General features: G+C 56.5%; 32 protein-coding genes. 16 read left to right on the top strand and 16 right to left on the bottom strand.

Annotation, left to right across the window (positions count from 1 at the left end; all coding sequences use genetic code 11):
• The first annotated feature begins 25 nt into the window (after window positions 1–25).
• Complete coding sequence (locus ACP7B1_RS17320) at window positions 26–274, top strand: zinc-finger domain-containing protein (protein WP_288194980.1); 249 nt, start codon at window positions 26–28, stop codon at window positions 272–274.
• Window positions 275–1,552 carry an FAD-dependent monooxygenase gene (locus ACP7B1_RS17315; protein WP_346306213.1) on the top strand — a complete coding sequence of 426 codons (1,278 nt, stop codon included), beginning with the start codon at window positions 275–277 and terminating at the stop codon, window positions 1,550–1,552.
• On the opposite strand, the gene ACP7B1_RS17310 is transcribed toward ACP7B1_RS17315, so the two are convergent.
• From ACP7B1_RS17310 to ACP7B1_RS17285, 6 genes are all read right to left on the bottom strand, one after another.
• On the bottom strand, window positions 1,513–2,244 hold the full coding sequence (locus tag ACP7B1_RS17310; protein WP_346306214.1) for a TIGR02117 family protein: 732 nt from the start codon (window positions 2,242–2,244) through the stop codon (window positions 1,513–1,515). The two genes, ACP7B1_RS17315 and ACP7B1_RS17310, sit on opposite strands and share 40 nt — an antisense overlap.
• Window positions 2,241–3,044, bottom strand: a complete 804-nt coding sequence (locus ACP7B1_RS17305; protein WP_112524097.1) for an amino acid ABC transporter ATP-binding protein — start codon at window positions 3,042–3,044, stop codon at window positions 2,241–2,243. The genes ACP7B1_RS17310 and ACP7B1_RS17305 overlap by 4 nt, the downstream gene beginning before the upstream one ends.
• A gap of 11 nt (window positions 3,045–3,055) precedes the next feature.
• Window positions 3,056–4,213, bottom strand: a complete 1,158-nt coding sequence (locus tag ACP7B1_RS17300; protein ID WP_346306216.1) for an amino acid ABC transporter permease — start codon at window positions 4,211–4,213, stop codon at window positions 3,056–3,058.
• Between the two features lie 2 nt (window positions 4,214–4,215).
• On the bottom strand, window positions 4,216–5,409 hold the full coding sequence (locus ACP7B1_RS17295) for an amino acid ABC transporter permease (protein WP_403172745.1): 1,194 nt from the start codon (window positions 5,407–5,409) through the stop codon (window positions 4,216–4,218).
• Between the two features lie 122 nt (window positions 5,410–5,531).
• Window positions 5,532–6,560, bottom strand: a complete 1,029-nt coding sequence (locus tag ACP7B1_RS17290; RefSeq protein ID WP_223615697.1) for an amino acid ABC transporter substrate-binding protein — start codon at window positions 6,558–6,560, stop codon at window positions 5,532–5,534.
• 232 nt (window positions 6,561–6,792) lie between these two features.
• Window positions 6,793–7,590, bottom strand: coding sequence for a phosphatase PAP2 family protein (locus tag ACP7B1_RS17285; protein WP_346308329.1), 798 nt, complete (start codon window positions 7,588–7,590; stop codon window positions 6,793–6,795).
• 134 nt (window positions 7,591–7,724) lie between these two features.
• Here ACP7B1_RS17285 and ACP7B1_RS17280 point away from each other — a divergent pair, with 134 nt between their 5' ends.
• The 3 genes from ACP7B1_RS17280 to copM all read left to right on the top strand — a co-directional run bounded on the left by ACP7B1_RS17280 (window position 7,725) and on the right by copM (window position 9,760).
• Complete coding sequence (locus tag ACP7B1_RS17280; RefSeq protein WP_223615695.1) at window positions 7,725–8,903, top strand: cystathionine beta-lyase; 1,179 nt, start codon at window positions 7,725–7,727, stop codon at window positions 8,901–8,903.
• 55 nt (window positions 8,904–8,958) lie between these two features.
• Window positions 8,959–9,318, top strand: a complete 360-nt coding sequence (locus tag ACP7B1_RS17275) for a hypothetical protein (RefSeq protein WP_346308328.1) — start codon at window positions 8,959–8,961, stop codon at window positions 9,316–9,318.
• 61 nt (window positions 9,319–9,379) lie between these two features.
• Complete coding sequence (gene copM, locus ACP7B1_RS17270; RefSeq protein WP_403172716.1) at window positions 9,380–9,760, top strand: CopM family metallochaperone; 381 nt, start codon at window positions 9,380–9,382, stop codon at window positions 9,758–9,760.
• Between the two features lie 86 nt (window positions 9,761–9,846).
• Here the strand turns inward: copM and ACP7B1_RS17265 are convergent, their stop codons facing one another.
• Window positions 9,847–10,197, bottom strand: a complete 351-nt coding sequence (locus tag ACP7B1_RS17265) for a hypothetical protein (protein WP_223615692.1) — start codon at window positions 10,195–10,197, stop codon at window positions 9,847–9,849.
• A gap of 379 nt (window positions 10,198–10,576) precedes the next feature.
• Here ACP7B1_RS17265 and ACP7B1_RS17260 point away from each other — a divergent pair, with 379 nt between their 5' ends.
• Window positions 10,577–10,903, top strand: coding sequence for a hypothetical protein (locus ACP7B1_RS17260; protein ID WP_403172707.1), 327 nt, complete (start codon window positions 10,577–10,579; stop codon window positions 10,901–10,903).
• 81 nt (window positions 10,904–10,984) lie between these two features.
• Here the strand turns inward: ACP7B1_RS17260 and ACP7B1_RS17255 are convergent, their stop codons facing one another.
• Entirely contained in the window at window positions 10,985–11,698 is a 714-nt protein-coding gene (locus ACP7B1_RS17255) for a hypothetical protein (protein ID WP_403172700.1), read from the bottom strand.
• A gap of 734 nt (window positions 11,699–12,432) precedes the next feature.
• Here ACP7B1_RS17255 and ACP7B1_RS17250 point away from each other — a divergent pair.
• The 6 genes from ACP7B1_RS17250 to ACP7B1_RS17225 all read left to right on the top strand — a co-directional run bounded on the left by ACP7B1_RS17250 (window position 12,433) and on the right by ACP7B1_RS17225 (window position 15,130).
• A complete protein-coding gene (locus tag ACP7B1_RS17250) occupies window positions 12,433–12,612 on the top strand; it encodes a Flp family type IVb pilin (protein ID WP_163363974.1) in 180 nt (59 codons plus the stop codon).
• Between the two features lie 346 nt (window positions 12,613–12,958).
• Window positions 12,959–13,432 carry a hypothetical protein gene (locus ACP7B1_RS17245; RefSeq protein ID WP_426137152.1) on the top strand — a complete coding sequence of 158 codons (474 nt, stop codon included), beginning with the start codon at window positions 12,959–12,961 and terminating at the stop codon, window positions 13,430–13,432.
• Window positions 13,433–13,685: 253 nt separating this feature from the next.
• Complete coding sequence (locus ACP7B1_RS17240) at window positions 13,686–13,835, top strand: hypothetical protein (protein WP_346305510.1); 150 nt, start codon at window positions 13,686–13,688, stop codon at window positions 13,833–13,835.
• Window positions 13,836–14,192: 357 nt separating this feature from the next.
• Entirely contained in the window at window positions 14,193–14,384 is a 192-nt protein-coding gene (locus tag ACP7B1_RS17235) for a hypothetical protein (protein WP_346305511.1), read from the top strand.
• Window positions 14,385–14,438: 54 nt separating this feature from the next.
• Window positions 14,439–14,714: a hypothetical protein gene (locus tag ACP7B1_RS17230; RefSeq protein ID WP_346305512.1), complete on the top strand. Its 276-nt coding sequence runs from the start codon at window positions 14,439–14,441 to the stop codon at window positions 14,712–14,714.
• 287 nt (window positions 14,715–15,001) lie between these two features.
• Window positions 15,002–15,130, top strand: a complete 129-nt coding sequence (locus tag ACP7B1_RS17225) for a hypothetical protein (RefSeq protein ID WP_264319180.1) — start codon at window positions 15,002–15,004, stop codon at window positions 15,128–15,130.
• 64 nt (window positions 15,131–15,194) lie between these two features.
• On the opposite strand, the gene ACP7B1_RS17220 is transcribed toward ACP7B1_RS17225, so the two are convergent.
• Window positions 15,195–15,506, bottom strand: a complete 312-nt coding sequence (locus ACP7B1_RS17220) for a DUF982 domain-containing protein (RefSeq protein WP_346305513.1) — start codon at window positions 15,504–15,506, stop codon at window positions 15,195–15,197.
• A 91-nt stretch (window positions 15,507–15,597) separates the two neighbouring features.
• On the opposite strand from ACP7B1_RS17220, the gene ACP7B1_RS17215 reads away from it, so the two are divergent.
• Window positions 15,598–15,831: a hypothetical protein gene (locus ACP7B1_RS17215; protein ID WP_346305514.1), complete on the top strand. Its 234-nt coding sequence runs from the start codon at window positions 15,598–15,600 to the stop codon at window positions 15,829–15,831.
• Window positions 15,832–15,919: 88 nt separating this feature from the next.
• On the opposite strand, the gene ACP7B1_RS17210 is transcribed toward ACP7B1_RS17215, so the two are convergent.
• The 3 genes from ACP7B1_RS17210 to ACP7B1_RS17200 all read right to left on the bottom strand — a co-directional run bounded on the left by ACP7B1_RS17210 (window position 15,920) and on the right by ACP7B1_RS17200 (window position 17,386).
• Complete coding sequence (locus ACP7B1_RS17210; protein ID WP_223615683.1) at window positions 15,920–16,231, bottom strand: PepSY domain-containing protein; 312 nt, start codon at window positions 16,229–16,231, stop codon at window positions 15,920–15,922.
• A gap of 137 nt (window positions 16,232–16,368) precedes the next feature.
• Window positions 16,369–16,911, bottom strand: coding sequence for a phosphatase PAP2 family protein (locus ACP7B1_RS17205; RefSeq protein WP_346305515.1), 543 nt, complete (start codon window positions 16,909–16,911; stop codon window positions 16,369–16,371).
• Window positions 16,912–17,032: 121 nt separating this feature from the next.
• Entirely contained in the window at window positions 17,033–17,386 is a 354-nt protein-coding gene (locus ACP7B1_RS17200) for a hypothetical protein (protein ID WP_346305516.1), read from the bottom strand.
• 264 nt (window positions 17,387–17,650) lie between these two features.
• Here ACP7B1_RS17200 and ACP7B1_RS17195 point away from each other — a divergent pair, with 264 nt between their 5' ends.
• Window positions 17,651–18,106, top strand: a complete 456-nt coding sequence (locus ACP7B1_RS17195; protein ID WP_346305517.1) for a pyridoxamine 5'-phosphate oxidase family protein — start codon at window positions 17,651–17,653, stop codon at window positions 18,104–18,106.
• 275 nt (window positions 18,107–18,381) lie between these two features.
• On the opposite strand, the gene ACP7B1_RS17190 is transcribed toward ACP7B1_RS17195, so the two are convergent.
• Window positions 18,382–18,813: a DUF2750 domain-containing protein gene (locus tag ACP7B1_RS17190; RefSeq protein WP_346305518.1), complete on the bottom strand. Its 432-nt coding sequence runs from the start codon at window positions 18,811–18,813 to the stop codon at window positions 18,382–18,384.
• 200 nt (window positions 18,814–19,013) lie between these two features.
• Complete coding sequence (locus tag ACP7B1_RS17185) at window positions 19,014–19,202, bottom strand: hypothetical protein (protein ID WP_346305519.1); 189 nt, start codon at window positions 19,200–19,202, stop codon at window positions 19,014–19,016.
• Window positions 19,203–19,628: 426 nt separating this feature from the next.
• Here ACP7B1_RS17185 and ACP7B1_RS17180 point away from each other — a divergent pair, with 426 nt between their 5' ends.
• Window positions 19,629–20,261, top strand: coding sequence for a LysE family translocator (locus ACP7B1_RS17180; RefSeq protein WP_346305520.1), 633 nt, complete (start codon window positions 19,629–19,631; stop codon window positions 20,259–20,261).
• A 172-nt stretch (window positions 20,262–20,433) separates the two neighbouring features.
• On the opposite strand, the gene ACP7B1_RS17175 is transcribed toward ACP7B1_RS17180, so the two are convergent.
• Entirely contained in the window at window positions 20,434–22,254 is a 1,821-nt protein-coding gene (locus ACP7B1_RS17175; RefSeq protein ID WP_346305521.1) for an HAD-IIIC family phosphatase, read from the bottom strand.
• 245 nt (window positions 22,255–22,499) lie between these two features.
• On the bottom strand, window positions 22,500–22,742 hold the full coding sequence (locus ACP7B1_RS17170) for a hypothetical protein (RefSeq protein WP_346305522.1): 243 nt from the start codon (window positions 22,740–22,742) through the stop codon (window positions 22,500–22,502).
• Between the two features lie 11 nt (window positions 22,743–22,753).
• On the opposite strand from ACP7B1_RS17170, the gene ACP7B1_RS17165 reads away from it, so the two are divergent.
• Window positions 22,754–23,179: a hypothetical protein gene (locus ACP7B1_RS17165; RefSeq protein ID WP_346305523.1), complete on the top strand. Its 426-nt coding sequence runs from the start codon at window positions 22,754–22,756 to the stop codon at window positions 23,177–23,179.
• The last annotated feature ends 43 nt before the right edge of the window (window positions 23,180–23,222 follow it).

Here is a 23,222-nt window from a genome sequence, read left to right as displayed (position 1 = left end):
TCGACTGAAAGCCCAGGAGCGACACATGGCCGGACACAGCATTCCCCACTTCCAGAACAGCGCTGGTCACGCCGCCATCAGCATTGGCGTCAAGGAATTCATGTGCGTGGGCGCCAATCCGCCTTTCGATCATCCGCATGTCTTCCTCGACCTCGGCGATGACAATGAAAAGGTCTGCCCCTACTGCTCGACGCTCTACCGTTACGATGCGTCGCTCTCCGCCGGGGAAACGGTTCCTGCCGGCTGCACCTATGTGGACAACAAGGCTGCCTGATTGCAAACGCCCGTCATCGATCTGAAGACGGCTCGCAACAGGCGAACTCCCAATCCTGATCAAATCATCATTGCGGGTGCCGGTATCGCCGGCCTGACACTAGCGCTGGCGCTGAGCGCCAAAGGCTTTGCCGTCCAGATCTTTGAGAAGAGCGCCATTCTGGCCGAAGCGGGCGCCGGATTGCAGCTTTCGCCCAATGCCACCCGCCTGCTCGGCCGCCTCGGCGTCCTGGACAGGCTGATGCCCCATGCCGTGCAGCCGGATGCGGTCTGCCTGCAGGACGGTGTGAGCGGGGAAAAGCTGCTGCACCTGCCCATCGGCAAGGCCGCGCTACAACGCTGGCACGCGCCCTACATCGTCTGTCACCGCGCCGATCTGCAGCAGGCACTCCTTACCGAAGTGCGCCAGCGCGGCAACATCGCCATGCAGCTGGAATCGGCCGTTACCCATCACAACAGCGACGCGCAGGGCGTGCTGGTTCGCGTGCAATACAACGACCGCATCGAAGAGCATCGCGGCGCCCTGCTGGTGGGATCCGACGGTGTCTGGTCGAACACCCGCAATGCGCTGTCAGACCTTGATCGTGCCCGCTATGCCGGCTCCATCGCCTGGCGCGTGTCCGTGCCTGCCCATCGCCTCCCTGCTTCGTTCAGCGCCCTCCTGCCTGAAGGAACCAATGTCGTTGCCTGGACCGGCAGCAATGCGCACCTCATCGCCTACCCCATCCGTTCGGGCGAGCTGATGAATTTCGTGGCGGTGGCGCGCGACCGGAAAAACCCCGGGCGCTGGGACATCGAAGTCAACCCGCAGGCGCCGAACCAGAATTTTACCAGGGATTTCTACCGTTGGCATCCGGGTATCCGCGATCTGGTGCTGTCGGCGGGCCAATGGACACCCTGGCGCCTGTTCGAAATGAGGCGGTGCAGCTTCCTGCGGGATGAGCGGCTTGTGCTGATCGGCGACGCGGCCCATGCGATGACGCCCTATGCGGCCCAAGGCGCAGCCATGGCCATCGAGGATGCCTGTGCGCTTGCCGCCACCCTTGGCCATGACAGCGAGGATTGGCCTTCCGCCTTGGCGGCCTATGCCAAAAACCGGACAAAGCGCATCGAGTCCGTGGTGCGGCGCGGCGCGCTCAATCAGCTGGCCTATCACGCCAAGGGGCCGGTGGCGCTTGCCCGCAACCTGCTGCTGCGCAACCGGCCGGCTGAAAAATTCGTGGCGGGTTTCGACTGGCTTTATGGATTTGATGCGGAAAAGCCCAACGGCGAGATTTGATCGCCAGTCGCATTGTTGTAGCGCTTGAGTGACCAGACCAGGCTTTGCGGCAAGGGATTCCAGGCGCCGGTGCGCAGGCCGCCTGCCCGCAATACGGCGCCGGTCCAGGTATTGCAGCCGAGCAATGCGGTGAAATAACCATTGGCTTCGAAGAAGCGGTCATTCAGACCATATCCGGCGCCTTCGATCATCATCGCCTTGCCTTCGGTGTTCAGCCGGAAACTGCCGAGCATATGCGCAAGCATCGCTTCGAAGGCTTCGGGGCCGACCGTCAACCGCTCGATACCGGGCTGGTCCGTGTTGACTACCCCGATGGGCTCGACATGCATCGTGGAACGATCAAGCGTCAAACCACGCATCAGGGGCATGAATTTGAGTTCGGCCCAGGTGGGGGTTTCAAGATAGAAGCTGCGCCCTCCCCAGCCCACAACAACCCAGGCGATGCGTGGGTCGGTCAGTTGGAAATTCTCCCCGTTCAGGATGGACAGCCGCGCCATGACATCGGGATCGGCGGGAAAGGCTATGTCCGTGTGAATGGGATTGGACAAGAGAAGGACGGTACGACCAGCGAGCGGCGGAGGGGCTGTCTGCGCGAAGAACGACCGCGGTATCAGGGCACCGGCCACAAACAGCAAAACAGCGGCCACGAGGGCCGCTGCGATGAATGTCCCGACGATGCGCAGAATTCTCAATGCAGGATCTGGCTGAGGAACAGCTTGGTGCGCTCGTGCTGCGGGTTGTCGAAGAATGCCGCCGGTTCGTTCTGCTCGACGATCTGGCCCTGATCCATGAAGATCACACGGTTTGCCACCTGGCGGGCAAAGCCCATTTCGTGGGTGACGCACACCATGGTCATGCCTTCTTCAGCCAGTTGAACCATGGTGTCGAGCACTTCCTTGATCATTTCCGGATCGAGCGCCGACGTCGGCTCGTCGAACAGCATGATGCGCGGGTTCATGCACAGCGAACGGGCGATGGCCACGCGCTGCTGCTGGCCGCCGGACAGCTGGCCGGGATATTTGTTGGCCTGCTCCGGAATCTTGACGCGCTCGAGGTAATGCATGGCAATCTCATCCGCCTTCTTCTTCGGCATCTTGCGCACCCAGATCGGCGCGAGCGTGCAATTTTCCAGAATCGTCAGGTGCGGAAACAGGTTGAAGTGCTGGAACACCATGCCGACTTCGCGCCGGACTTCATCGATCTTTTTCAGGTCGTTGGTCAGTTCGATGCCGTCGACAAGGATCTTGCCGCTCTGGTGCTCTTCGAGGCGGTTGATGCAGCGGATCATCGTCGACTTGCCCGATCCCGAAGGTCCGGCAATGACGATGCGCTCGCCGCGCATCACCTTGAGGTTGATGTCCTTGAGGACGTGGAAATCGCCATACCACTTGTTCATGTTGGTAATCTCGACGGCTACATCGGTCTTGGAGACCTGCATGAGCGAGCGGTCGACATGAAGTTCGGATGGATCGACAACGTTTTCAGTGGTCATGCGTATGCTCCTTAGCGTTTATGTCCTGTGTCCAGCCTGCGTTCCATGAAGATGGAATAACGCGACATGCCGAAACAGAAAATCCAGAATACGAAACCGGCGAAAATCAGGCCGGATATGGGGGTTTGCGGAGATGCCCAATTGGCATCGTTGAAGTGCTGACGCACGGTTCCGAGCAGATCGAACATGCTGATGATGGACACCAGCGATGTATCCTTGAACAGACCGATGAAGGTGTTGACGATCCCCGGGATCACCATCTTCAGCGCCTGCGGCAGGATGATGAGGCCGGTTTTCTGCCAGTAGCTCAATCCCAGCGAGTCAGCGCCTTCGTACTGTCCTTTGGGAATTGCCTGCAGGCCGCCGCGCACCACTTCCGCCATATAGGCCGATGCGAACAGCGCCACGCCGATCAGGGCACGCAGGAACTTGTCGAAGGTCACGCCCGGCGGCAGGAACAATGGCAGCATGTAACTGGCCATGAACAGCACGGTCACCAGAGGGATGCCCCGCACCATTTCGATGAAAACGACGCACAGCATCTTGATGATGGGCATTTTCGACCGGCGTCCCAAGGCCAGGACGATGCCGAGCGGCAAGGACACGGAAATGCCGACGAAAGACAGGACCAGCGTGACAAGCAGACCGCCCCACGTCGCCGTTTCGATATAGGGAAGGCCAAACCAGCCGCCAACCAGCAGGAAGAATGCAACGATCGGGAAGACAAAGAAAAACACGATCGCATTGGCGGATTTGAAGGGAATCCTCGGGATCAGCAGCGGAACCAACAGGACGACGAACATGACGCCGACAATGTTGACACGCCAGTGCTGGTCCTGCGGATAGCGGCCATACATGAACTGGTTGAAATTGGCGTTCACATAGGCCCAGCAGGCACCCGACCAGCCTTCCGGCTGGGTACCGCCCTGGGAAACCGTCGCGCAGACCGCCCGATCCACCCCTGACCAGGAAGCCTGGACGAACAGCCAGTTGATCATCGGCGGCACGAACCAGACGAGAAGGAAGAGCGCAAACACCGTCAGAGCGGCATCGACGGGCGTTGCCATCAGGTTGATGCGTATCCAGCGGACGATTCCCCGCTCGCCCAGCGGCGGCGTCTGGCCCTGCAGCATTTCGGTACGAACGAAACTCAGATTGTTATCGGCCATGATCAGCGCTCCACCAATGCCATTTTGGCGTTGAACCAGTTCATGAACAGCGATGTGAGCACGCTCAGGCTGAGATAGATCACAATGAAAATCGCCACCACTTCAATGGAACGGCCGGTCTGGTTGAGGATGGTTCCGCCGACGGCAAACAGATCGGGATAGCCGACCGCGACCGCAAGCGACGAGTTCTTCGTCAGGTTGAGATACTGGCTGGTCAGCGGCGGAATGATGATGCGCAGGGCCTGCGGCACGACGACAAGCCGCGTTGTTGTCCCTGCACGCAGCCCGAGCGCATGCGACGCCTCACTCTGGCCTTTTCCCACACCGCGAATGCCGGCGCGGACGATCTCGGCAATGAAGGATGCGGTGTAGAAGGACAGCGCGAGATAGAGCGACATGAACTCCGGTCCGACCAGAGCGCCGCCCTTGATGTTGAAGCCGCCGAGTTCCGGATAATTCATGGTAACCGGAAAGCCCTTGAGCGCGAATGCCAGGAAAGGCAGGCCGATGATCAGCGCCAGCGATGTCCACAACACCGGAAAGCGCTGGCCGGTCGCCATCTGCCGTTTATAGGCCCAGCGACGGACCAGAAAGGCGCCGATGACGGCAAGCACAAAGGCAACGCCAGCCAGCCAGGCACCCTGGCCGAAAACCGGCACGGCAAAGAAGAAACCGCGATTGTTCAGGAAACTGAACGGCAGCGCGATGCTCTGGCGTGCCTGGGGCAAAACCGCCAAAACGCCGGAATACCAGAAGAAAATAACCAGCAGCGGCGGAATATTGCGGAAAACCTCGACATAGACCGTGCACAGTTTGCGGATGAGCCAATTGTGCGAAAGCCGCCCGACGCCGATGATGAAGCCGATGATGGTCGCGGTGATGATACCGACGACGGCAACCAGCATCGTGTTCAAAATACCGACATAAAGCGCCTTTATATAGGTCGAGTCGCTTGAGTATTCGGTGAACGGATGCGAGCTGATATCAAATCCGGAGCGGCCGTCGAGAAAACCGAAACCCGTTGCCAGATTGGCGCGCTGCAGATTGGCGATAGTGTTGTTGACAAACCAGTAACCCACAGCAACCAGTACAACCAGAACGACGAGCTGATAGATATAGCCGCGAATTCTCGGATCGTTCAAAAGTGATACTTTGGCGCTGCCTGTACCGGCAGGCGTAATATCCTGCGATGCCATTGACCCCTCATTTCTTTTAACCGTTTATTTTTATTATTTTTATTTTTGTTATTTTTTTAATTGTTCCCCCGGAAAGGAGGACGAGCCCCCTTCCCGGATTTCAGATCGATGACTGCAAAGAATCAGCGGATCGGCATTGCGTATTGCAGGCCGCCCTTGCTCCACTGAGCATTGATGCCGCGCGCAATCTTCAGCTTGCTGCCGGAACCGATATTGGATTCGAACACTTCGCCGTAATTGCCCACGGCCTTGACGATGTTGACGACCCAATCATTGGTCAGGCCGAGATCGGTGCCAAGCTTGGTGTTGGCTTCCTGGCCGAGCACGCGCTTGATTTCCGGGCTGTCGCTCTTGATCAGATCCTGGACATTGGCCTTGGTGATGCCAAGCTCTTCGGCCGTCAGCATGGCGTAATGCACCCAGCGGATGACGTGCGCCCACTGGCTGTCGCCCTGACGGACAACGGGACCGAGCGGCTCCTTGGAAATGATTTCCGGCAGAACGACGTGATCGTCCGGCGCCGAGAGCGTCAGGCGAATGGCGTACAGGCCGGACTGGTCCGTCGTGTACACGTCGCAACGTCCGGCATCGTAGGCGGCGTTGACCTCTTCAAGCTTCTCGAACACGACGGGATTGTATTCCATCTTGTTGGCCTTGAAATAGTCGGCCAGATTGAGTTCCGTCGTGGTGCCGGACTGAACGCAGACCGAAGCGCCCGAAAGCTGCAATGCGGAATTGATACCCGACAGCTTCTTGGCGTTGATCATGAAGCCCTGGCCGTCATAATAATTGACGCCGGTGAAATCAAAGCCCTGCGAGTCACGGCTCAGCGTCCATGTGGTGTTGCGAATCAGAACGTCGATTTCACCGGACTGCAGCGCTGGCAGGCGGTCCTTGGCGGAAAGCGGCGTAAATTTCACCTTGGTTGCATCGCCAAAAATGGCGGCGGCGACAGCGCGGCAATAGTCGACGTCAAAACCGGACCATTCGCCCTTGTCGTTCGGCGAAGCAAATCCGGCCAGACCGGTGTTGACGCCACATTGCAGAAAGCCCTTTTTCTTGACGTCATCCAGCGTGCCGGCAGAGGCCGCAGAAGCCAGCAAGAGCAGCGCCGATACCCCCAGAACGCTCTTCAAAACGAGATTTTTCATAACGACTAAACCCTTTTAATTGTTGCCCGTGGTTCCCAAGAGAGAAATTTTACATGCCAGCGGGTTCCCCCACACCCTTTTAAGGCTCCAGCATGTCTCCCATTCACCCCTGTATCGAAGGCCATTCTACGTGTTTGGTCAAGGGATAATCTTTGCTCAATATTTTTGCAGAAACAGCGGAATGGCTGCTTCGGAATGGAATTTTCGATTATTTCTTGGTCAAAAACCCCGATCAGCGCCAGAAGCGCTCGCGAAAACGCAAAACCGGGAAGAATCGAGTGCCATCGAACAGAAAAGCTGCCCGGCGCCCGGCGAGGAATCTGGCAAGCGCAAGGGTGAACAGGAAGCCCAAGCTGTAGCCCGCGACCACATCCGTCGGATAATGCGCCCTGGCGATGATGCGCGTAAAGGCAATGAACATGGTCGCCAGGATGATCGGCACGCGCCAGCGCGGAAACCAAAGCGCCAGAACCGCGCCCACCGCCCCCATCGTGGTTGAGTGCCCCGAGGGGAAACTGGCGAAATCATACCCTGCGTGAAACGGCGAAAAGCCGTTGGCCCCAAGGGTGTCGATGAATTTCGGCCGGGCCCGCCCGATGCAGAACTTGGCGATATTGGTGAGAATTCCCGACAGCGCCACGGACCAGAAGGCAAACGTTGCCTGGGCATAGATGAGGCCGAGACGCACGCGCTTGGCATGGGGCAGCTTGCGCCAGTCGATGCCGATCAGACAAACCGCAATGAAAAAGGCCGGGATCAGATACCATTGCGACAAACCGATATCCGTCAGCAGCCGCAGGGAACTCAGCGGCCCCTGATGCGAGGACAGGTTGCGCGACAGCGGATCGTCGAAGGGATGCAGCAGCAGAATGAAGAAAAAGATCAGGACCGCCGCCATCGACATGCCCCCGGTCCAGGCCGCCGGGCTGTTCGGATAGGCCGGTGCCCGCATGCGGCGCAGGAAATTGACGATCGAGCGGCGCGCGCGCTTCAGGCCGGACAGGGATTGCGGATTGCTGGCATCAGTCATTGTTTCTCCCATCGACCCAAGCGGCCTTATTCTTCCACGCCCGCTGTGCTCGCCTGTTGCAACAGGAACGCCGTGGCTTTATCGACTTCTCCCAGCAGTTACAATTGTTGGCATCGCAGTGCAGAGGATATTCCATGGGCAGAGAGTCGGACAAAATGGCAAAATTCGGGATCAACACACGCCTGGCCCATGGAGGCTATGATCCCAGGGATTATCACGGTTTCGTCAATCCGCCCATTGTCCATGCCTCGACGGTGCTGTTCCCCGATGCGGAAACCATGGCCAGCCACAAGCAGAAATATGGCTATGGCACACACGGAACCCCCACGACCGACGCGCTTTGCCAGGCCATCGACGAACTGGAGGGCTCGTTCGGCACGCTGCTCGTGCCGTCCGGCCTTGCCGCGGTAACCATTCCCCTTCTGGCGTTCCTGTCGCCAGGCGATCACCTGCTGATGGTCGACAGCGTCTACGGCAACACGCGCTATTTCTGCGATACGACGCTCAAGCGGCTCGGCATCGAGGTCGAGTACTATGATCCGCTGGTCGGTGCCGGCATCGAAAAGCTCATCCGCCCCAACACGGCCGTTGTCTTTACCGAATCCCCCGGCTCCAACACGTTCGAAATTCAGGATATTCCGGCAATCGTCGAGAAGGCGCACGCGGCAGGCGCCATCGTCATGATGGACAACACCTGGGCAACGCCGCTCTACCTGAAGCCGCTGGATTTCGGCGTCGATATCTCCATTCACGCGGCAACGAAATATCCGTCCGGCCATTCCGATATTCTCATGGGCACGATTTCCGCCAATGAAAAATGCTTCAGGCAGCTGGACGATACCTATACGGCCATCGGTCTGTGCGTGGGCGGCGATGATGCCTATTATGTCCTGCGCGGCTTGCGCACGATGGCACTGCGCCTCGAGCGCCATGGCGAAAATGCGCTCGAAATAGCGCGATGGCTGGAAAAGCAGCCTGGCGTGATCGAGGTCCTGCATCCCGCGCTTGAGAGCCATGCGGGGCACGCCCTGTGGAAGCGGGATTTCAGCGGCGCTGCCGGTGTGTTCTCGATTGTCATCGAAGGCGAGACGAAACAGGCCCGGGCTTTCCTCAATGCCCTTGATATTTTCGCGCTCGGATATTCCTGGGGCGGCTATGAGAGCCTCGCGCTTCAGGTCAACCTGTCCGACCGGGTGCTGACAGGCAAGCATTACAAGGGTCCGCTCATCCGCCTGCAGGTTGGCCTTGAGGATACCAAAGACCTCATCGCCGATCTGGAAAAGGCGCTCGCTGCGGCAAGGAGTGCGCAATAACGCAATAAACAGAAGGTGATTTCGTCTTCCCGATTGTTCCTGTTATGAAAACGCCATGAGCAGGCTTGCCATTCTTCTGACGTTCCTCACGGCGTTTTCCGTCGGCTGGGTGCCCGTGTTTGCGGCGCCCGTCCGGTTGGCGGGCGAAATGGCGGTACAATCGACCGGTCAGATGGCCGGCCACGCCCATGCCTGTGCCGGCGACCAGAAGCATTGCACGGACACGGCCAAGCTGCCCCATCCCGCGCTATGCTCCGCCTGCATCGCCATTCCCGCCATCGGCATTGCCGCCGTGACCACGGCCTCGACCCGAATGCTGGTGCCGCACGGCATGGAACTGCCCCTCATTGCCCAGGCCAGCGCACCGCTGTCGCCGCCGCCCAAACCACTGTTGATCGCTTCCTATCCTTCATAACGCACGGGTGAACAGGTCATAGCCTGTGCTTGTCTGTCTGACCTAAGGAAAGATCAATTCGATGAAAACCTCTTATTTCTCCGCCACAGCCCTTGTCTGCGCCCTCGCCTTCACCGCACCAGCCCTGGCGCAGGAGCACAAGATGATGAAGCATGATGCCATGGCAATGCAGCCAACCGGCGATCAGGGCCCGTCATCCAAGGCATTTGCGCAGGCAAACACCAAGATGCACAAGGACATGTCCATCAAATTTTCCGGCGATGCCGACAAGGATTTTGTCCGCGGCATGGTTGCGCACCATCAGGGCGCAATCGACATGGCCAAGGTGGAGCTGAAATACGGCAAGGATGAAGAAATCCGCAAGCTTGCGACCGATATCATCGCCGCGCAGGAAGGCGAAATCAAACAGATGAAGGCCTGGCTGGCCAAACATGGCGGCTAAACCGCCGCGCCATCCATAAGGCATGCGAAAAACAAATTACCCGCCGGGTCAAAGCGGCGGGTAATTCAAAAAGCGTCCAATGTGTCTCAGGAGGCGTTGTGATGCTGCATTTCGTAAGAGGCCGCGCGTTTCTGCAGGCTCAATTCCCATAGACTATGGGCAGCATCGGCATAGGTTGACGTGCCGGCCTTGAACTCCGCCGAACGCAATGGCAGTAAGTCTTCCACGACATCCAGCGTTCTCGATGGAAGAATATCGGTGCAGGTCCACAGACGCCGGAACACGGCGCTGATCAGAACCTGCCGGTCGTTGACCTCGATCTGAGGTTCATCGTGCCCGAGTTCCCAATCCTCCAAAGCATCAAGGGCGTCTTGAAAGGCACTATGCAATATGATGGGCGCGTGGCCGTCATGAAGTGGGTGCAGCAAACCAGGCATTCCTGTCTCCTCACTCTTGCGTTGCAATGCCGGGTGCTCCCGGAAACAGAATCATAAGGGCGAGCGGGCGTCATCAGCAAGCCAAAACTTCAATACAAGACCAATTGGCTAGAGATTTCTGATTAAATCGATATTTCACTACAGTTTTAAACATCGACGTTGATATATTCATTATGAAAATCAGCACAACACTCTGATTAGTTTGAATTTACAGACAGATCATACGGCAGCGGCGTTGCCGCCGTCCACCGCCATCCCCTGGTCCGGAGTGATGCTGCGCTGCCGCAAGTGCCGGCGAACTGATTCACGCTGCCATCTTGCCAAAACGGCGGCATTGGCCCATTCATGTCCCGCTATTCGTGATCGAGGAAATTGGCACATGACGACGAAACACCTTCCGCTGATTATTGTGGCTGTGCTGCTGGCCGGCTGCGGCAATATACAGGGGCAGCTTGATCGCGAGAAAATTTCATCCCTGCACTACGATACGGTCGAGTGCCCCGCTTTGATTGCGCAAAAGAACAGCGCAATGGCCCAGATCAGCAGCCTGACCAATGGCGCAGGCTACCGGGAACCGAGCGTGATCACGGGCTTCGGTCCCATTCTGCCGGATTATCGCACCGCCAACCAGAAGAAGGCCGGCGCTCTGCAGGGACAGGTTGATTCCATGACCCGCTCCATCGCACGGCGGAAATGCACGGGCTGATTGCCCGGCAGACACCCGCCGCGCCGGTCCTGGCAAAGAAATGGCCCCTTCCGGGGCCATTCTTGTCTCATGCGCCTGTTCTCATGAGCCGCGCAGCAGCTTGCACAGGGCAACCAGCGAGCTGTCATAGCTCGTCGCGTTGGATGAAATTTCCGCACAGCGGATTTTCAGCTTCATCCTGTCCTGCGCCGTGAGCTGTGCCAGTCTGGCAGCGATCGCCTTGTTGTTTACGCCGGGATTGAGGCTGCCCGGCTTGGTGCCGCCGCCAAGAATACCACCACCCGTCGTGACCCCGCCGGTACTGACACCGCCGGGACTGGTACCGCCCGGGCTGGTGCCGCCCGTATTGCTGCCACCACCAATGCCAACGCCGACCCCGGCGCCAATGCCGCCGGTTCCACCGACATTGGCTCCAACCCCTGCACCGATCCCGCCTGATCCGATATTTGCGCCAGCTCCAGCTGTCACACCTTTGGATCCGCCGACATTGGCGCCAAGTCCGGCACTAACGCCATTGTTGACGCTGGCGCCCGCCCCCGCATTGATTCCGTTTGAACCGCCGATCGATGCGCCGACGCCCGCAGCAACACCCTTGGAGCCGCCAACCGATGCATCAGCACCCGCCTTTACGCCGCCGAGATTGGCGCTGGCACCAACGCCCAGACCGCCATTCTGCGAACCGCCGACTGAAACCCCGCCTACCGACAAACCTCCGGCAAGCGCCGACGTCGTAAGCACCGCAAGTATGAAAGAGCCAGCTACAATGCAGCTCGTCTTCTTTTCGAACTTATTCATTACAACCTCCCGATTATTACTATTGTACCCAAGCATTCACAAACCAAGAACACCGATATATGCATCACTATTTGAAATAAATCAATACAACACTTATTATTCAATAGATATTTTCTAAATAAAATTATTAAAACACAAAGATTTTTACGCGAGACAACGATGTGCTTCGCATTGTTACTTATATCTATTCATATATTTTCTTAAAATTCTAAACTTCCATCGATCTCCATCGCAAAAACCTCCAACATAAGCTGGAATGGATATAGTCGATACGTAAGAACATGGGTTTTAGTTTCACTTCTCAATATTTTTTCTTTATTATTGTAAACTACACCATGCCTTCTTTAAGTAAGCGCATGATAAAATTGGAAAAGCACATGATTACTTACATTTTTAATGAAAACTTATTTTGAAGGGCTCCCTCGAACGCCACCGGAGGATTGCATCTGCTTGCCCAAGCGAAGGCATTGCCGGGGATCAGGCGATAGCGCAGCGGTTTTGAGGGGCCAGCGTCGGGGTACGCCGCACGGCACGGCGCGGGAAATGCACGCCCTGCGGTCATGACTTTCATTTTACTTAAAATGTTCAGGGCGATGTAAGCGATGATTAAGCAAGAAATCCGGTGATACTTTGCTAACCAGTTTTTTTAAGTCAGCCGAAATTGTTGAAAGCCTAAGTTCACGACGGTTCAACGAAACCGCGTCAAAAGCAACGCTTCAACAGGGATACAGAACATGACAACTCTTTTCACACGTTTTCTCAAGGATGAGTCCGGCGCAACAGCCATCGAATACGGCCTGATTGCTGCCCTCATCTCCGTCGGCATCATCGCAGGTGCAACCTCGCTTGGCACAAACCTCGGCACGCTGTTCACCAACCTCGGCACAAAGTTCAAGAATACGACTGTTAACTAACAAGTCGTTGGGGTTGCCTGGCAACGGGCAACCCTAATTTCATATCCAACGCCAATGCCGTTGACGTTGGATATGAAATTATCCGGACTGGCCCCTGCCCGCCATTTCCATGGCTCCGCTCGGCCCATGGACCAAAATCAGCCCGATCACCCATATGCTTGCATATGCCTGCTGATTACTTCGGGCTTTGATCTATTCCTCCTAATAATATTGACTATTTTACTCATATATCGTTTCACGATGCTGTATATTTACAATTTCCCGTAAACGTTGTTTCGTCTCCCCAGTTTTGATTCAGAATGCGCTTGAACAAAATCATGGAGGGGACCGCATCATGATCTTTGGCATGACTTTCTATACTTTCGTTCACGTCCTGATCAGCCTGATCGGGATCATATCGGGGCTGATCGTTCTCGCCGGACTGCTTGCGTCCGACAGAAAGGACGGATGGACACTGATCTTTCTGGTGAGCACGGCAGCGACGAGCCTGACGGGCTTCGGCTTTCCCTACCAAGGTTTTACGCCCGCCATCGGCGTGGGTATCCTCTCGATCATCATTCTCATCGTCGCGATCGCCGCCCGTTACCCCCTGCATCTCGCCGGGCCGTGGCGGTGGGTCTATGTGGTCGGCGCCGTGATCTCGCTGTACTTCAATGTTTTCGTGCTGGTCGCCCAGTCATTCCAGAAAATACCCGCATTGAATGCCCTGGCGCCCACCGGCTCGGAGCCGCCTTTTGCGATCGTGCAAGGGATTGTGCTGCTCCTGTTCATTGCCGCCGGCTTTGCCTGCCTGCGACGGTTTCATCCCGTCATACGGTGAAAACCCGGACAGGATACCCGGCAGCTCCGGGTCGCCTCACCGCACCGGCCTGCGCTCTGCCGCTCTCCCCGGCCCATCGAAGGGCCGAGCTTCTCAATCGGATGTACTAGAATATTACACCTCCCGATGCCGCCGGGTCAGTGTTATGATCGCGTCTTGAAATTGTTCTCGAATTGCCATGCTGGTCGAACGTGACTTGCTCCTCACCGCAATTGCAGGTTCAAAGTCCGTTAACCCCTGCCTGGCCAAGCCCATGCAGGAGAAAGCAATGGAGGAGGAGGACGAGGAAAGCAGGGAGAAGGACGACTACGCGCCCTATATGACATCCATATGGGGCTATCTCGTCGTCTTCCTGATCATCATTCCCCTTGTGCTGATTCTCGGCCGCAAATTCGGGCGATGACTCCGTTCCATCGGTCTTTGCCCCGGCCCGCCAATGGCGAAATTGCGGTTCGCCGGCAGGAAAACCAGGCCACGCAATGTGGCTTATCCAACGGATTTCACGTGGTTTTGTCATATTCATCCCCGCGTGGAGCCGTGCAACACGACACAACTGGAGAATGACGACAAAAGTACCAAAGCTTGTCGCTGGCGGGCCTTTTGTGGCGCATATCGTCTTGTGCTTCACCCCGTCGTCCAATTTGCTGACACCCACCTGCATTGCGTTGGCAGGGGATGTTTGGAAAGGGTCATCTGAGTGCTTACTTTGTACTTTTTGGAAGACTACCGTAATCCGGGCCATTCAAATCGCGAGACCGAAATGGCAACACATCGCCCCGAGAACCCAAAGCCAGTCAAAAAGGCCGGGAAAATCAAACCCGTCAAAGCCGCGGCGGTGACGAACTGGGATGAACTTATCGCCCGGAACGTCAAGCTCGAAGACAGGCTTATCAAGAAGCTGAGATCGCGCCATATCGTTCGCAAGCTCAAGGTGAGGTTTCTGACCAAATAGGACCTCGGTATCCGACACGGCACCGGTGCAATGGAGCGATGACCGGTGCCATCGATGCCCGGCATTCGACCGGATCTGTTCACGGCGCCTCAGCTCGAAACGCTGGCGTCGGCGGCCGGACGCAACATTTCACCTTCCATAGTTACAGAAGTTCTCATTGCATATTCGCGCAATAGTTGTATTCATTTCGATAAAATTTTAATCGCTCTGGAATCTTCAATGTCTGATGATAACAAACAACCCGGCGTATTCGCAGGTTCCTGGCGGCTTGCGATTATCATGCTTGTCATTCTGGCCGCTGTCTGGATACTCGGACGCGCCTTCGCATAACAACCCTAGGTTTAGTAAACTGTGATTCAACCGGATATTACCGCTCCGGCGGGATGCATTCCGGCTGCGCCTGCAATCGCCATCCCCTGCCCGCATCGGTGACGGCACCTGAGAATCTCCGTTTTTGATGCACTGCAGCACGCTTCTGTGGGTCGATTCCGCAACACTTCTCTGCCCAACAGGTCATTTTCGGTGCATTTTCTGAATTATTTTCATGCACACGCTTTGACATTTAACTTTCATGTTGATGGAATAGGCACCTGCAGACGAATTAGGGGAACATTCGAATGTATGAAGATGATGAGGACGAACAGCACTTGCACTATACCACGCCCGCGTGGTGCCATTTGCTTGTGTTTGGCTTTGCGCTGGCAATCGCCGTGCTGATTAGTCAGATTTGTTCTTCCATGGCCTGACGGGCTCCCGTCAGTTCAACCATCGCCCCATCGGGATACTGTCCCATAAGACCCTAACCTGACCCTAGATCGTATTCGCAGGTTTTCCCGGCTGATCGGTCGATGCGCCGAGCGTGGTCCCCAATTGCGATCCGGTGCGCTCGCTGACATCGATACCCGCTTCCAGCGATGCGGCGACAAAGGCTGCGCGTGCATCCTCGGCGGACAATTTTTCATCAAGTGCATTGCGGCATGCGTCACAGGCAATCCTGTGCTTTTCACCCCGGCGCCGCGACCAGTACTGCGTCAGCATGGTCAGCGCGTCGCGCACATTGCGCACAACGATCACGCGGCCGGTACGCGGCGACTTGATGGTCACATGCGTGAATGAAAGCATTTCCATAAGCTTCAAATGCATCAGAAGGCAAGTGGTTCCATCACCCTTGATTGACGAACTGTCCGGCTTGAATGACACTGGGTTTTTCCGGATGAAAGGGCTGCCCATGGAATATGACAAGGAGACGATCAAAGGCTCGACCAATGGCTACGGGCTTGGGGTAAAGTTCGAACTCACCAATGGCCAGGTATGGGAGCAGACCAGCAGCGATGACGAGTATCTGCACCAGTTCATGCCGGAAGTTCTGCTCGATACGGCCGGAAACATCGGAAAACTCAAGATCAACGACATGAATGACTGGGTGGAGATCAAGAGAATTCTCTGACGACCACCGCGCGGGTGTGACGGCAAGCAAAAGGAAACGCCCCGCCATCCCCAGGGGGCAGCGGGGCGGATAAAGCTTCAACCCGGCGTTAATTGACCGAAATCACTTCTCCGGTTCGACGATCAATGGAGACGCTGATGTCGTCGCCCTGATAGTCCGTTCCTTCCACGATGATGCGCGACCGTGTCCGCCGGATATCGTCGACCTCGCGCACGCCTTCGGAGCGGGCGATGCGCACCGCCGTCCGGTCAGTGATGCTGACGCTGCGATAGGGACGATCCATTTGCGGATCGACGAGGCGAACGCCGCCGGGACCTATTTCGATTGATTGCGCGAATGACGGCGCTGAAGCCAATAGCGTCAGAGCCGTTACACCCGCCATTGCCAGAACTTTGAACATGACACTCTCTCCTTAACACGACCCACCAAAACCATACATCACATATGCCTTTGCCGACGCCCCCGAAGCAGGGTTAATGATTAGTTTAGGGCTATAGTGTGGCTGAATTTGCCGCGGCATTGCGTTCCGGATAACTTTCAGAATACGCGTGTTACGAAGCGATCGATTTTCGACCCCTCCCGATAAAAAATGGCAACCGCCAGGGCCGCCAGCAAGGCCGTCACACCGCCGCCGATCACGTCGGAAACATAGTGCGTGCCAACATAGATGCGCGACCAGCAGACGAGAAGGGCCATCAGCCCGAGCAGAATGGTGCGGCGCGCCAGACCGTGAAGCGCAAAGGCCGCGACGATGGCAAGCGATGCCGTCGCATGGTCCGACGGAAATGACCAGTCGGCGCTTGGGGGAACGAGAAGATGCGTGATATCAACGTCATAGGGCCGGATGCGCTGCACAAACAACAGAATGATCTGGTTCAAGCCCAGTCCGATGAGAAAGGTCAGTCCGGCCGAGACGCAGGTATGCCGCACATGCAGCCTGTCCGCCTTGCTCCACCATTGGCCAATGACGGCCACGATCATCAGCGGTACGCCGAAGCTGGTGACGGTCAACATTATTCCGTCGAGAACCGGAGTGTGGCCAGCGGGCGAATTGAGCCATTGCGTGATCGTCTGATCCATTCTCTTCTCTGCTTCCTTAGCCTTGAGCGGACTGCGAAAGCCCCGGAGTGGCATGTCCTGTCCATCCGGTCTTTCGAATCGGTTTTTCCTGCGACCTCACTGACCGTGAATCGCAACGATTTCATGGCGGAGAACTGGTTCCGTCGACCGGCACGCTGCGGATTGCCGGATGTTTCGCATTCCTGGCATGGCCGCCACCTGCGGCATGAATCGGGTGGCTGGCCATCAAGGGCAAGCGATACACTGAATCCACGCCGAAGGGAGTGTGATTTCTATGTTGTCTCTCTTGAATGCTTTGCATGCAATGGCCGCCCGACGCGGCGAAGGTCTGCACCCCGAATTGGCCGCGCGGCTGGAACAGCACACCCGCAACAGCACGGAGCGACCGGCCGCGGCTCTGCACCCGGATCACACCGGCCAGCAAGAGGGCGGTCAGGTCGTTCAGGTCGATCTCGGCGTAATGCTGTTCAGGCACGGCCGCGGTCGTATCGACAAAACCTGAGACGACAAAGCGCGCAGGTTTTTATACTGATCGCCTCGTTTGCGTGACCACGCAAGCATGAAGGCTAGTCAACCCACGCCTCCCAAGCCCCTGACGCCTCCCCCTGCATCCCAGCACATTGGGCGACGCATCACATTGCCCTGCCAAAGTCATTCACCTGTTTGACAACGAACAAAGCGCCCTCAATAATTATCGCGGCGGCAGTCCGCCTGTTCAAGAAGTCCAGGAGCAACCTTGATGATCATTAATGAGATGACGAAGGCAGAGATCAATGCCTTGCTGAGCCGCGCGAGCATTGGCCGCCTGGCCTGCTCCAGGGATGATCATCCCTACATCGTTCCGCTCAGGTTCGCCTATCACTCCGTCTTTCTCTATTCTTTTACAACGGTCGGCCAAAAGGTCGAATGGATGCGCAACAATCCGCACGTCTGTGTCGCGTTCGATGAGATCGACGCAACCAATCGCTGGCAAAGCGTGATCGTCAACGGGCTGTATGAAGAACTGTCGAACGATCCGTCCCATGTCGACGCGCGCGCAACCGCGCACCACCTTCTGAGCGCATCCGCCGAATGGTGGCAGCCCGGGTACACGAAGACGGTCATTCGCGATGCGGAGCGCCCGCTTGAACCCGTGTTTTTCCGGATATCGATCCTCGAAACAAGCGGGCACAAAGCCGTCAAAACCACGAGCTAACGGTCCGGCACAAGCCGGCAAAGGCATTGGCGCCGGCACTTTTCAACGGCACCGTCCTGCGGGACTTGACGCGGCGAATGATCGTATCGCCCAAAATTGCGGCGGAACCTCTCACGCCCCCCGCCGTTTACCCCATTCAATTGGAGGTAATACGATGCTTACAGCAGCAGTTTTATGGTGGCTGGGCGTTCCGCTCATTGTTGTCGTCTTGATTTTCTTCATCTTTTTGCGGCGCCGCTGAACGGGACGCCTGTTCGATGCGGCGGGAGCTGCCCTCATGGTTTCAGGTAGGAAAACCCCGTCTGGATCTCATGCCTGATATCGGCGATCACCTTGTGAACGGACTCAATGCGTCCGTCGCTTGCCTGATCGAAGCAGATCCCGACTTTAAGTCCGCGCTGCCGCAAAGCCGGCAGAAAATCTTTCAGCACCGCGTCAAGTTCCATCTCAACGATTTCGGTTTTGATATGCAAGCCGGTACCGCGGTCCAGCGGCCCCAGCCACAGCTCCGCAAAGATGGCATCCGGCCAGAGCGGGCAGCACATCGATGTCCCCGCCGGGTCATTGAGAATGAGATAATTCGAACCAAGGTTGATGGTGTATACTTTGTAGGTCTCAACCGACTTCTTGATGAAATATCTGTAACGCATGGCGTGTGAGAGTTTGAGAACTCTTGTTGCCTCTTCAATACTCTTTGTTGACTCCATGTGCCCACCCTCGCTGCTGAGGATAGACCAGAATATTAAAGATTGAAGGACAATTATTCCAAAACGAAGGTTTATTCCGGCCGCGTAGACCGAAATTGATGATCGAGGGTTGGTGAAGCGCTTATTCCAGCGCCTGGGGACGATCGGTTTTATGTGGATGGGAGCGACGCAACCATGTTGCGCACCCCCGCTGGGTCCATTTAATTCACCCTCTGCAAAGTGATTTTATCTTGCTGCTCGGCATTCAAACGATGAACGCCTGTTTCTGCCGCAGTTCTTGTTGCCGCATAATATCGGCCGAGGCCAAATGACAGTGCCGCCAGAAACAGGACAACGCCGATATATTTCCAAGCATTGGCTTGATATGGCTGCGGATCAATCGAATGCATTCTAAACTCCAGGGTGACGGCATTGAGCGGGGAAAGCTGGCGCTGTAAAAACCCCACCATCCCGAAAGACGGTGGGGTAAAGTGTGTCTGGAACAGGATTTTGCAGCACTTCCTTCCATCGATAAGTCAATTGACCCAACTCCCTGCACCCGATGGGAGCTTGGATTTCGTTCTTCTCAGGGAACGTGTTGTGGCAGTGTCGTTTCCGGCATACTTGAATTATTGACGGGCAACAGAACAACGTTGCCAGTCATGGACATATCATCAAAACCGGCGTGACGTGAGCGTGACCGAAATCCCGGATCAGACCGGTATTATCGGGCAAAGAGCACCCACGGCTGTCTTTACAGGAATGACGAGCCAAGCCCTTGTCAATCAACGCATAAATGCTAGACAGGAATTCCGGTAAACTCGAAGGAAAACGATATGCCGGACTTTTCGACACTCATGCTTTTTGCCGCCGCGTCCGTGGTTCTTACGGCCACGCCCGGTCCCGATATGCTTCTCATTGCCTCCCGCAGCATCAGCCAGGGACGGGGCGCAGGGTTTCTGACCTATGCCGGCATAGCGCTCGGCACCTATTGCCATGCGATGGCCGCAGCGCTTGGGCTTTCCCAGCTTTTTCTTGCGGTTCCCGTGGCTTACGAAATCATTCGCTGGGCGGGCTGCGCCTATCTGCTTTATCTCGCATGGAAAACAATACGTTCGGAAGGGATGGTATTCTCGCCGACATCCCGCCTCAAACGTTTTTCGATGAAACGGATTTTCGGCGAAGGTCTCTTCACCAATCTGCTCAATCCCAAAATGGCACTGTTCGTGCTGGCGCTGTTTCCGCAGTTCGTCAAACCCGAAGCCGGTTCTCTGGTCGTGCAGATGCTTATTCTCGCCACCGTGCTCAATGGCATCGGCTTTATCGTCAATGGCACGGTGATTCTGCTGAGCGGCCATATCCGCAGCCGGGTCGGCAGCTTCCCTCGCTTCCGCAAACTGCCGCAATATTTGCTGGCAACGGTCTTCACCGGACTTGCCTGCCGCCTTGCGCTTGGCAGCCGGAACTAGGCAAGTCTGACACGGTGTGGCAGCCGGATTTTAGCGGCAGCCCATGCGAGACCCGCTGCAAAGCAAGCCTTGGACACGTCGTTCATCCCGCATTGCACCGGGGAGCCTGTGAGGCTCTCCGAACCGCGGTGCCGTCCATCATGTGTGGGGCCGGTCGTTGGTCGGCCCCGACTCAACAAGGGTCGCCACGCGCCAAATCTGACATCTCGCGGAATTTGACGTGCGGCGGAGCTGTGACGGTACTGTCCTGCAGCGTCCATATCCCGCCGTCCAATGTAAATCCGTGTTTTTGGTACAGGTCGCGGCATAGGCCGTTGGCTTCGGTCGGCGTGTAGACGCCCTTCAGGGGAAGGTGGTTTGCGGCAAGCCCGGCGATAACCGCCTGCTCGACGCCAAGGCCAACCACCCGGCAACTCATCACGAACTGGATGATGATGTGATCTTTGACAATGGCGATTCCCACCAGGCCATAATCGGTGTATTTGTCGCCGACTTCGAACGTCTCGAAGATGGCACCCGAGAGAAAGGCCTGCTGACATTCACCGATGGTCCAGCGCTTGCCCGTGGTGTTGAACTGGTTGGATTTGTTGAGCAGCTCCAGCGCGCGTGGAAAACGCTCGTCATCTGTGGTGTTGATCGGGCGGATGCCGACAGAAACGTCGAGGGAAGCCAGGAACTCTTCCCGGGTCATAACGGCCTTCGCGGCTTCCCGCTGCACCTGAGCCTGGATCATCTCGGTGCGCCTGCTTGACTCCTGCGTGACGTACGGAACCTGCGTTTCCGGGGCCCAAAGCAATGTGCTGCGGATCGAATACAACTCGTCGCCAAGTACCCGCATGCCCGGAAATGCCGCTTGCACGCTTTCCCGCTCCACGGGATTATCGTCAATGAAGAGAGCATTCTTCGGCAAGAGATTGGTTTCGCTGAGAATATCCTGGATGTTTTCCGCTTTTGGCCGCCAGTTTATTTTCCGGACCGCGAAGTCATCGATATCCAGTCTGTGCTTCAGGAACTGAGGCCACAGGTCGAGGATTGTCGCTTCGTCATTCTTGCTGACGATCGCCAGGACGATACCGCGCTGCTTGAGAAATTTCAGGGCTTCGATCAGGCCGAGCGGCCATCCTTCCAGGAGAACGCGATTGTGTATGCCTTCTTCCGCGATAACCCCGCGCCAGAGCGTATCGTCCAGATCAAGGATGACCAGCTTCACGCTGTCTTGCTGCGTGAGCGTCCGATACATGGCATGTATCTCGCTCCAAAACCCGAAGATGAAATCTTCTATGTTGATCGGGTAAAGGCTGGTGAGTTTGGTTGGCTGGACAATACGGGTTGTATCGTGGATGGAATCCCAGTCATTGGCATAGCTGGCATGCGACCAGTTCCAGACGAGATCCTCTTGAATGAACTTTCGGCCGAATGTCTGCGCGATGGCATCGGCCTGGACCATATGCGCCCCATGTTCCCGCGCCAGCTCATGCAGTTTGCGGTTCAACTGCTCGACGAAATAGGTGGGGTTGCGCAGGTCATAGCGCGGCAGAAGCCGCCCCATGTGATTCTGCTGCGGCGTAAAATACTCGGATACGAAGGTCGTGAGCCTGGTGTCTTTCGTGAATGCCAGCGCGCCGGTAAATGTCTGGATCAGACGCTGCTCGCATTCCCACAATTTTTCCCTGAACGGTTCCTCGCTGGTGTGCGGTATATCCGAAAGCATGGTTTCCGGCACAATCGTCCGCAAGGGCAAATGTATAAGCTGGAAGGCATATTCTTCGATTGGATGCGGCGGTTCTGACAAATCACCGGGATAATTGTACAGGACATGATCGACTTCCGCGCCCTTGAAGATGACATGGGCGTAGTGGAAGAGACCCGCCGCCATGCACGATCCGACAACGAGGATCCGCTTCACAGCGACGGGTGTTGCCTCCAATGTGTCGGGTGTTCTGAATTTATAGGCAACCTGTTGATTTCGCACAGAAGCCGTGGTTTCAAGCATTCAGAGCCTCTCCAATCAATCGCAGATCAAACTAAGCGGTGCCATCCAATCACCGCAAGACAGATCGCGAAGACAAAGGACGAAAAACGCGGTATTGAGAATTGGAGTAAACGCGCATTCTCGCGGCCCTGCCGCATAACCGCCTTCTCCGGGGAATAGCGTGGACGACAGGCACCACAGGCGGCTGGGCGGTATCAGGACGTGTTCACTTCACCGGAAAGACCATGTTTTGCGCAATTTTGTGGTCATTTTAACAACAATTGCATTGACACGGCGGCCATAGCCATCTCGATTTCGTGCAACTTGTCACCTGTTTGGATTGCAACGAAAATGATGAAAATACTCGTTATCGCCATATCCGCCCTTACCCTATCAAGCGTTGTGCTTGTCAGCACAGCGGACGCAGCGCGATTTGGATTGAGTTTTGGCGGGCCCCGCAAAAGCGTCGCCAAGGAAAGCGGAAAGGCAAAGAGCAGCAACCCGGGCAAGGGAAGCTCCCGTGGTGGTGGGGGTCACGGTGGTGGGGGTCACGGTGGTGGCGGTCACGGTGGTGGCGGTCACGGTGGCGGTGGTAACGGTGGCGGCGGTAACGGCGGCGGTGGTAACGGCGGCGGACACAGACGATAGGTGTCAACGTCGCCCGCCGACACGGCTTCGGCGCTGGGCGCGACACACAGACAGGGACATCGTTGTCACCTTGATTTCCCGATTTGGACTATGTTGTTCTGTCTTCCAAAAAAGTGGGAGAAGAAGCGTGGGCGACAACAACAGATTTGATGAGATTGACTCTCTGCCCGGTGCTCTCGAACTTATCAACACTGTTGACGATCCGGAGCACAAGGTGGCGTTTCTCAAAGACGTTGTCAGTACGCTGGTGGAGGAAGTATTGGCGCTTCGCAAGAAAGTTGCCGAACTCGGCGGCTAACACCGTTCCTGCTTCGACCGGCCTCTATGAAAGCTTGTTGGTT

The organism is Phyllobacterium sp. SL163 (genome assembly GCF_049896885.1).
GTDB lineage: Bacteria > Pseudomonadota > Alphaproteobacteria > Rhizobiales > Rhizobiaceae > Phyllobacterium > Phyllobacterium calauticae.
This window is presented reverse-complemented; position numbering and strand designations above follow the sequence as displayed.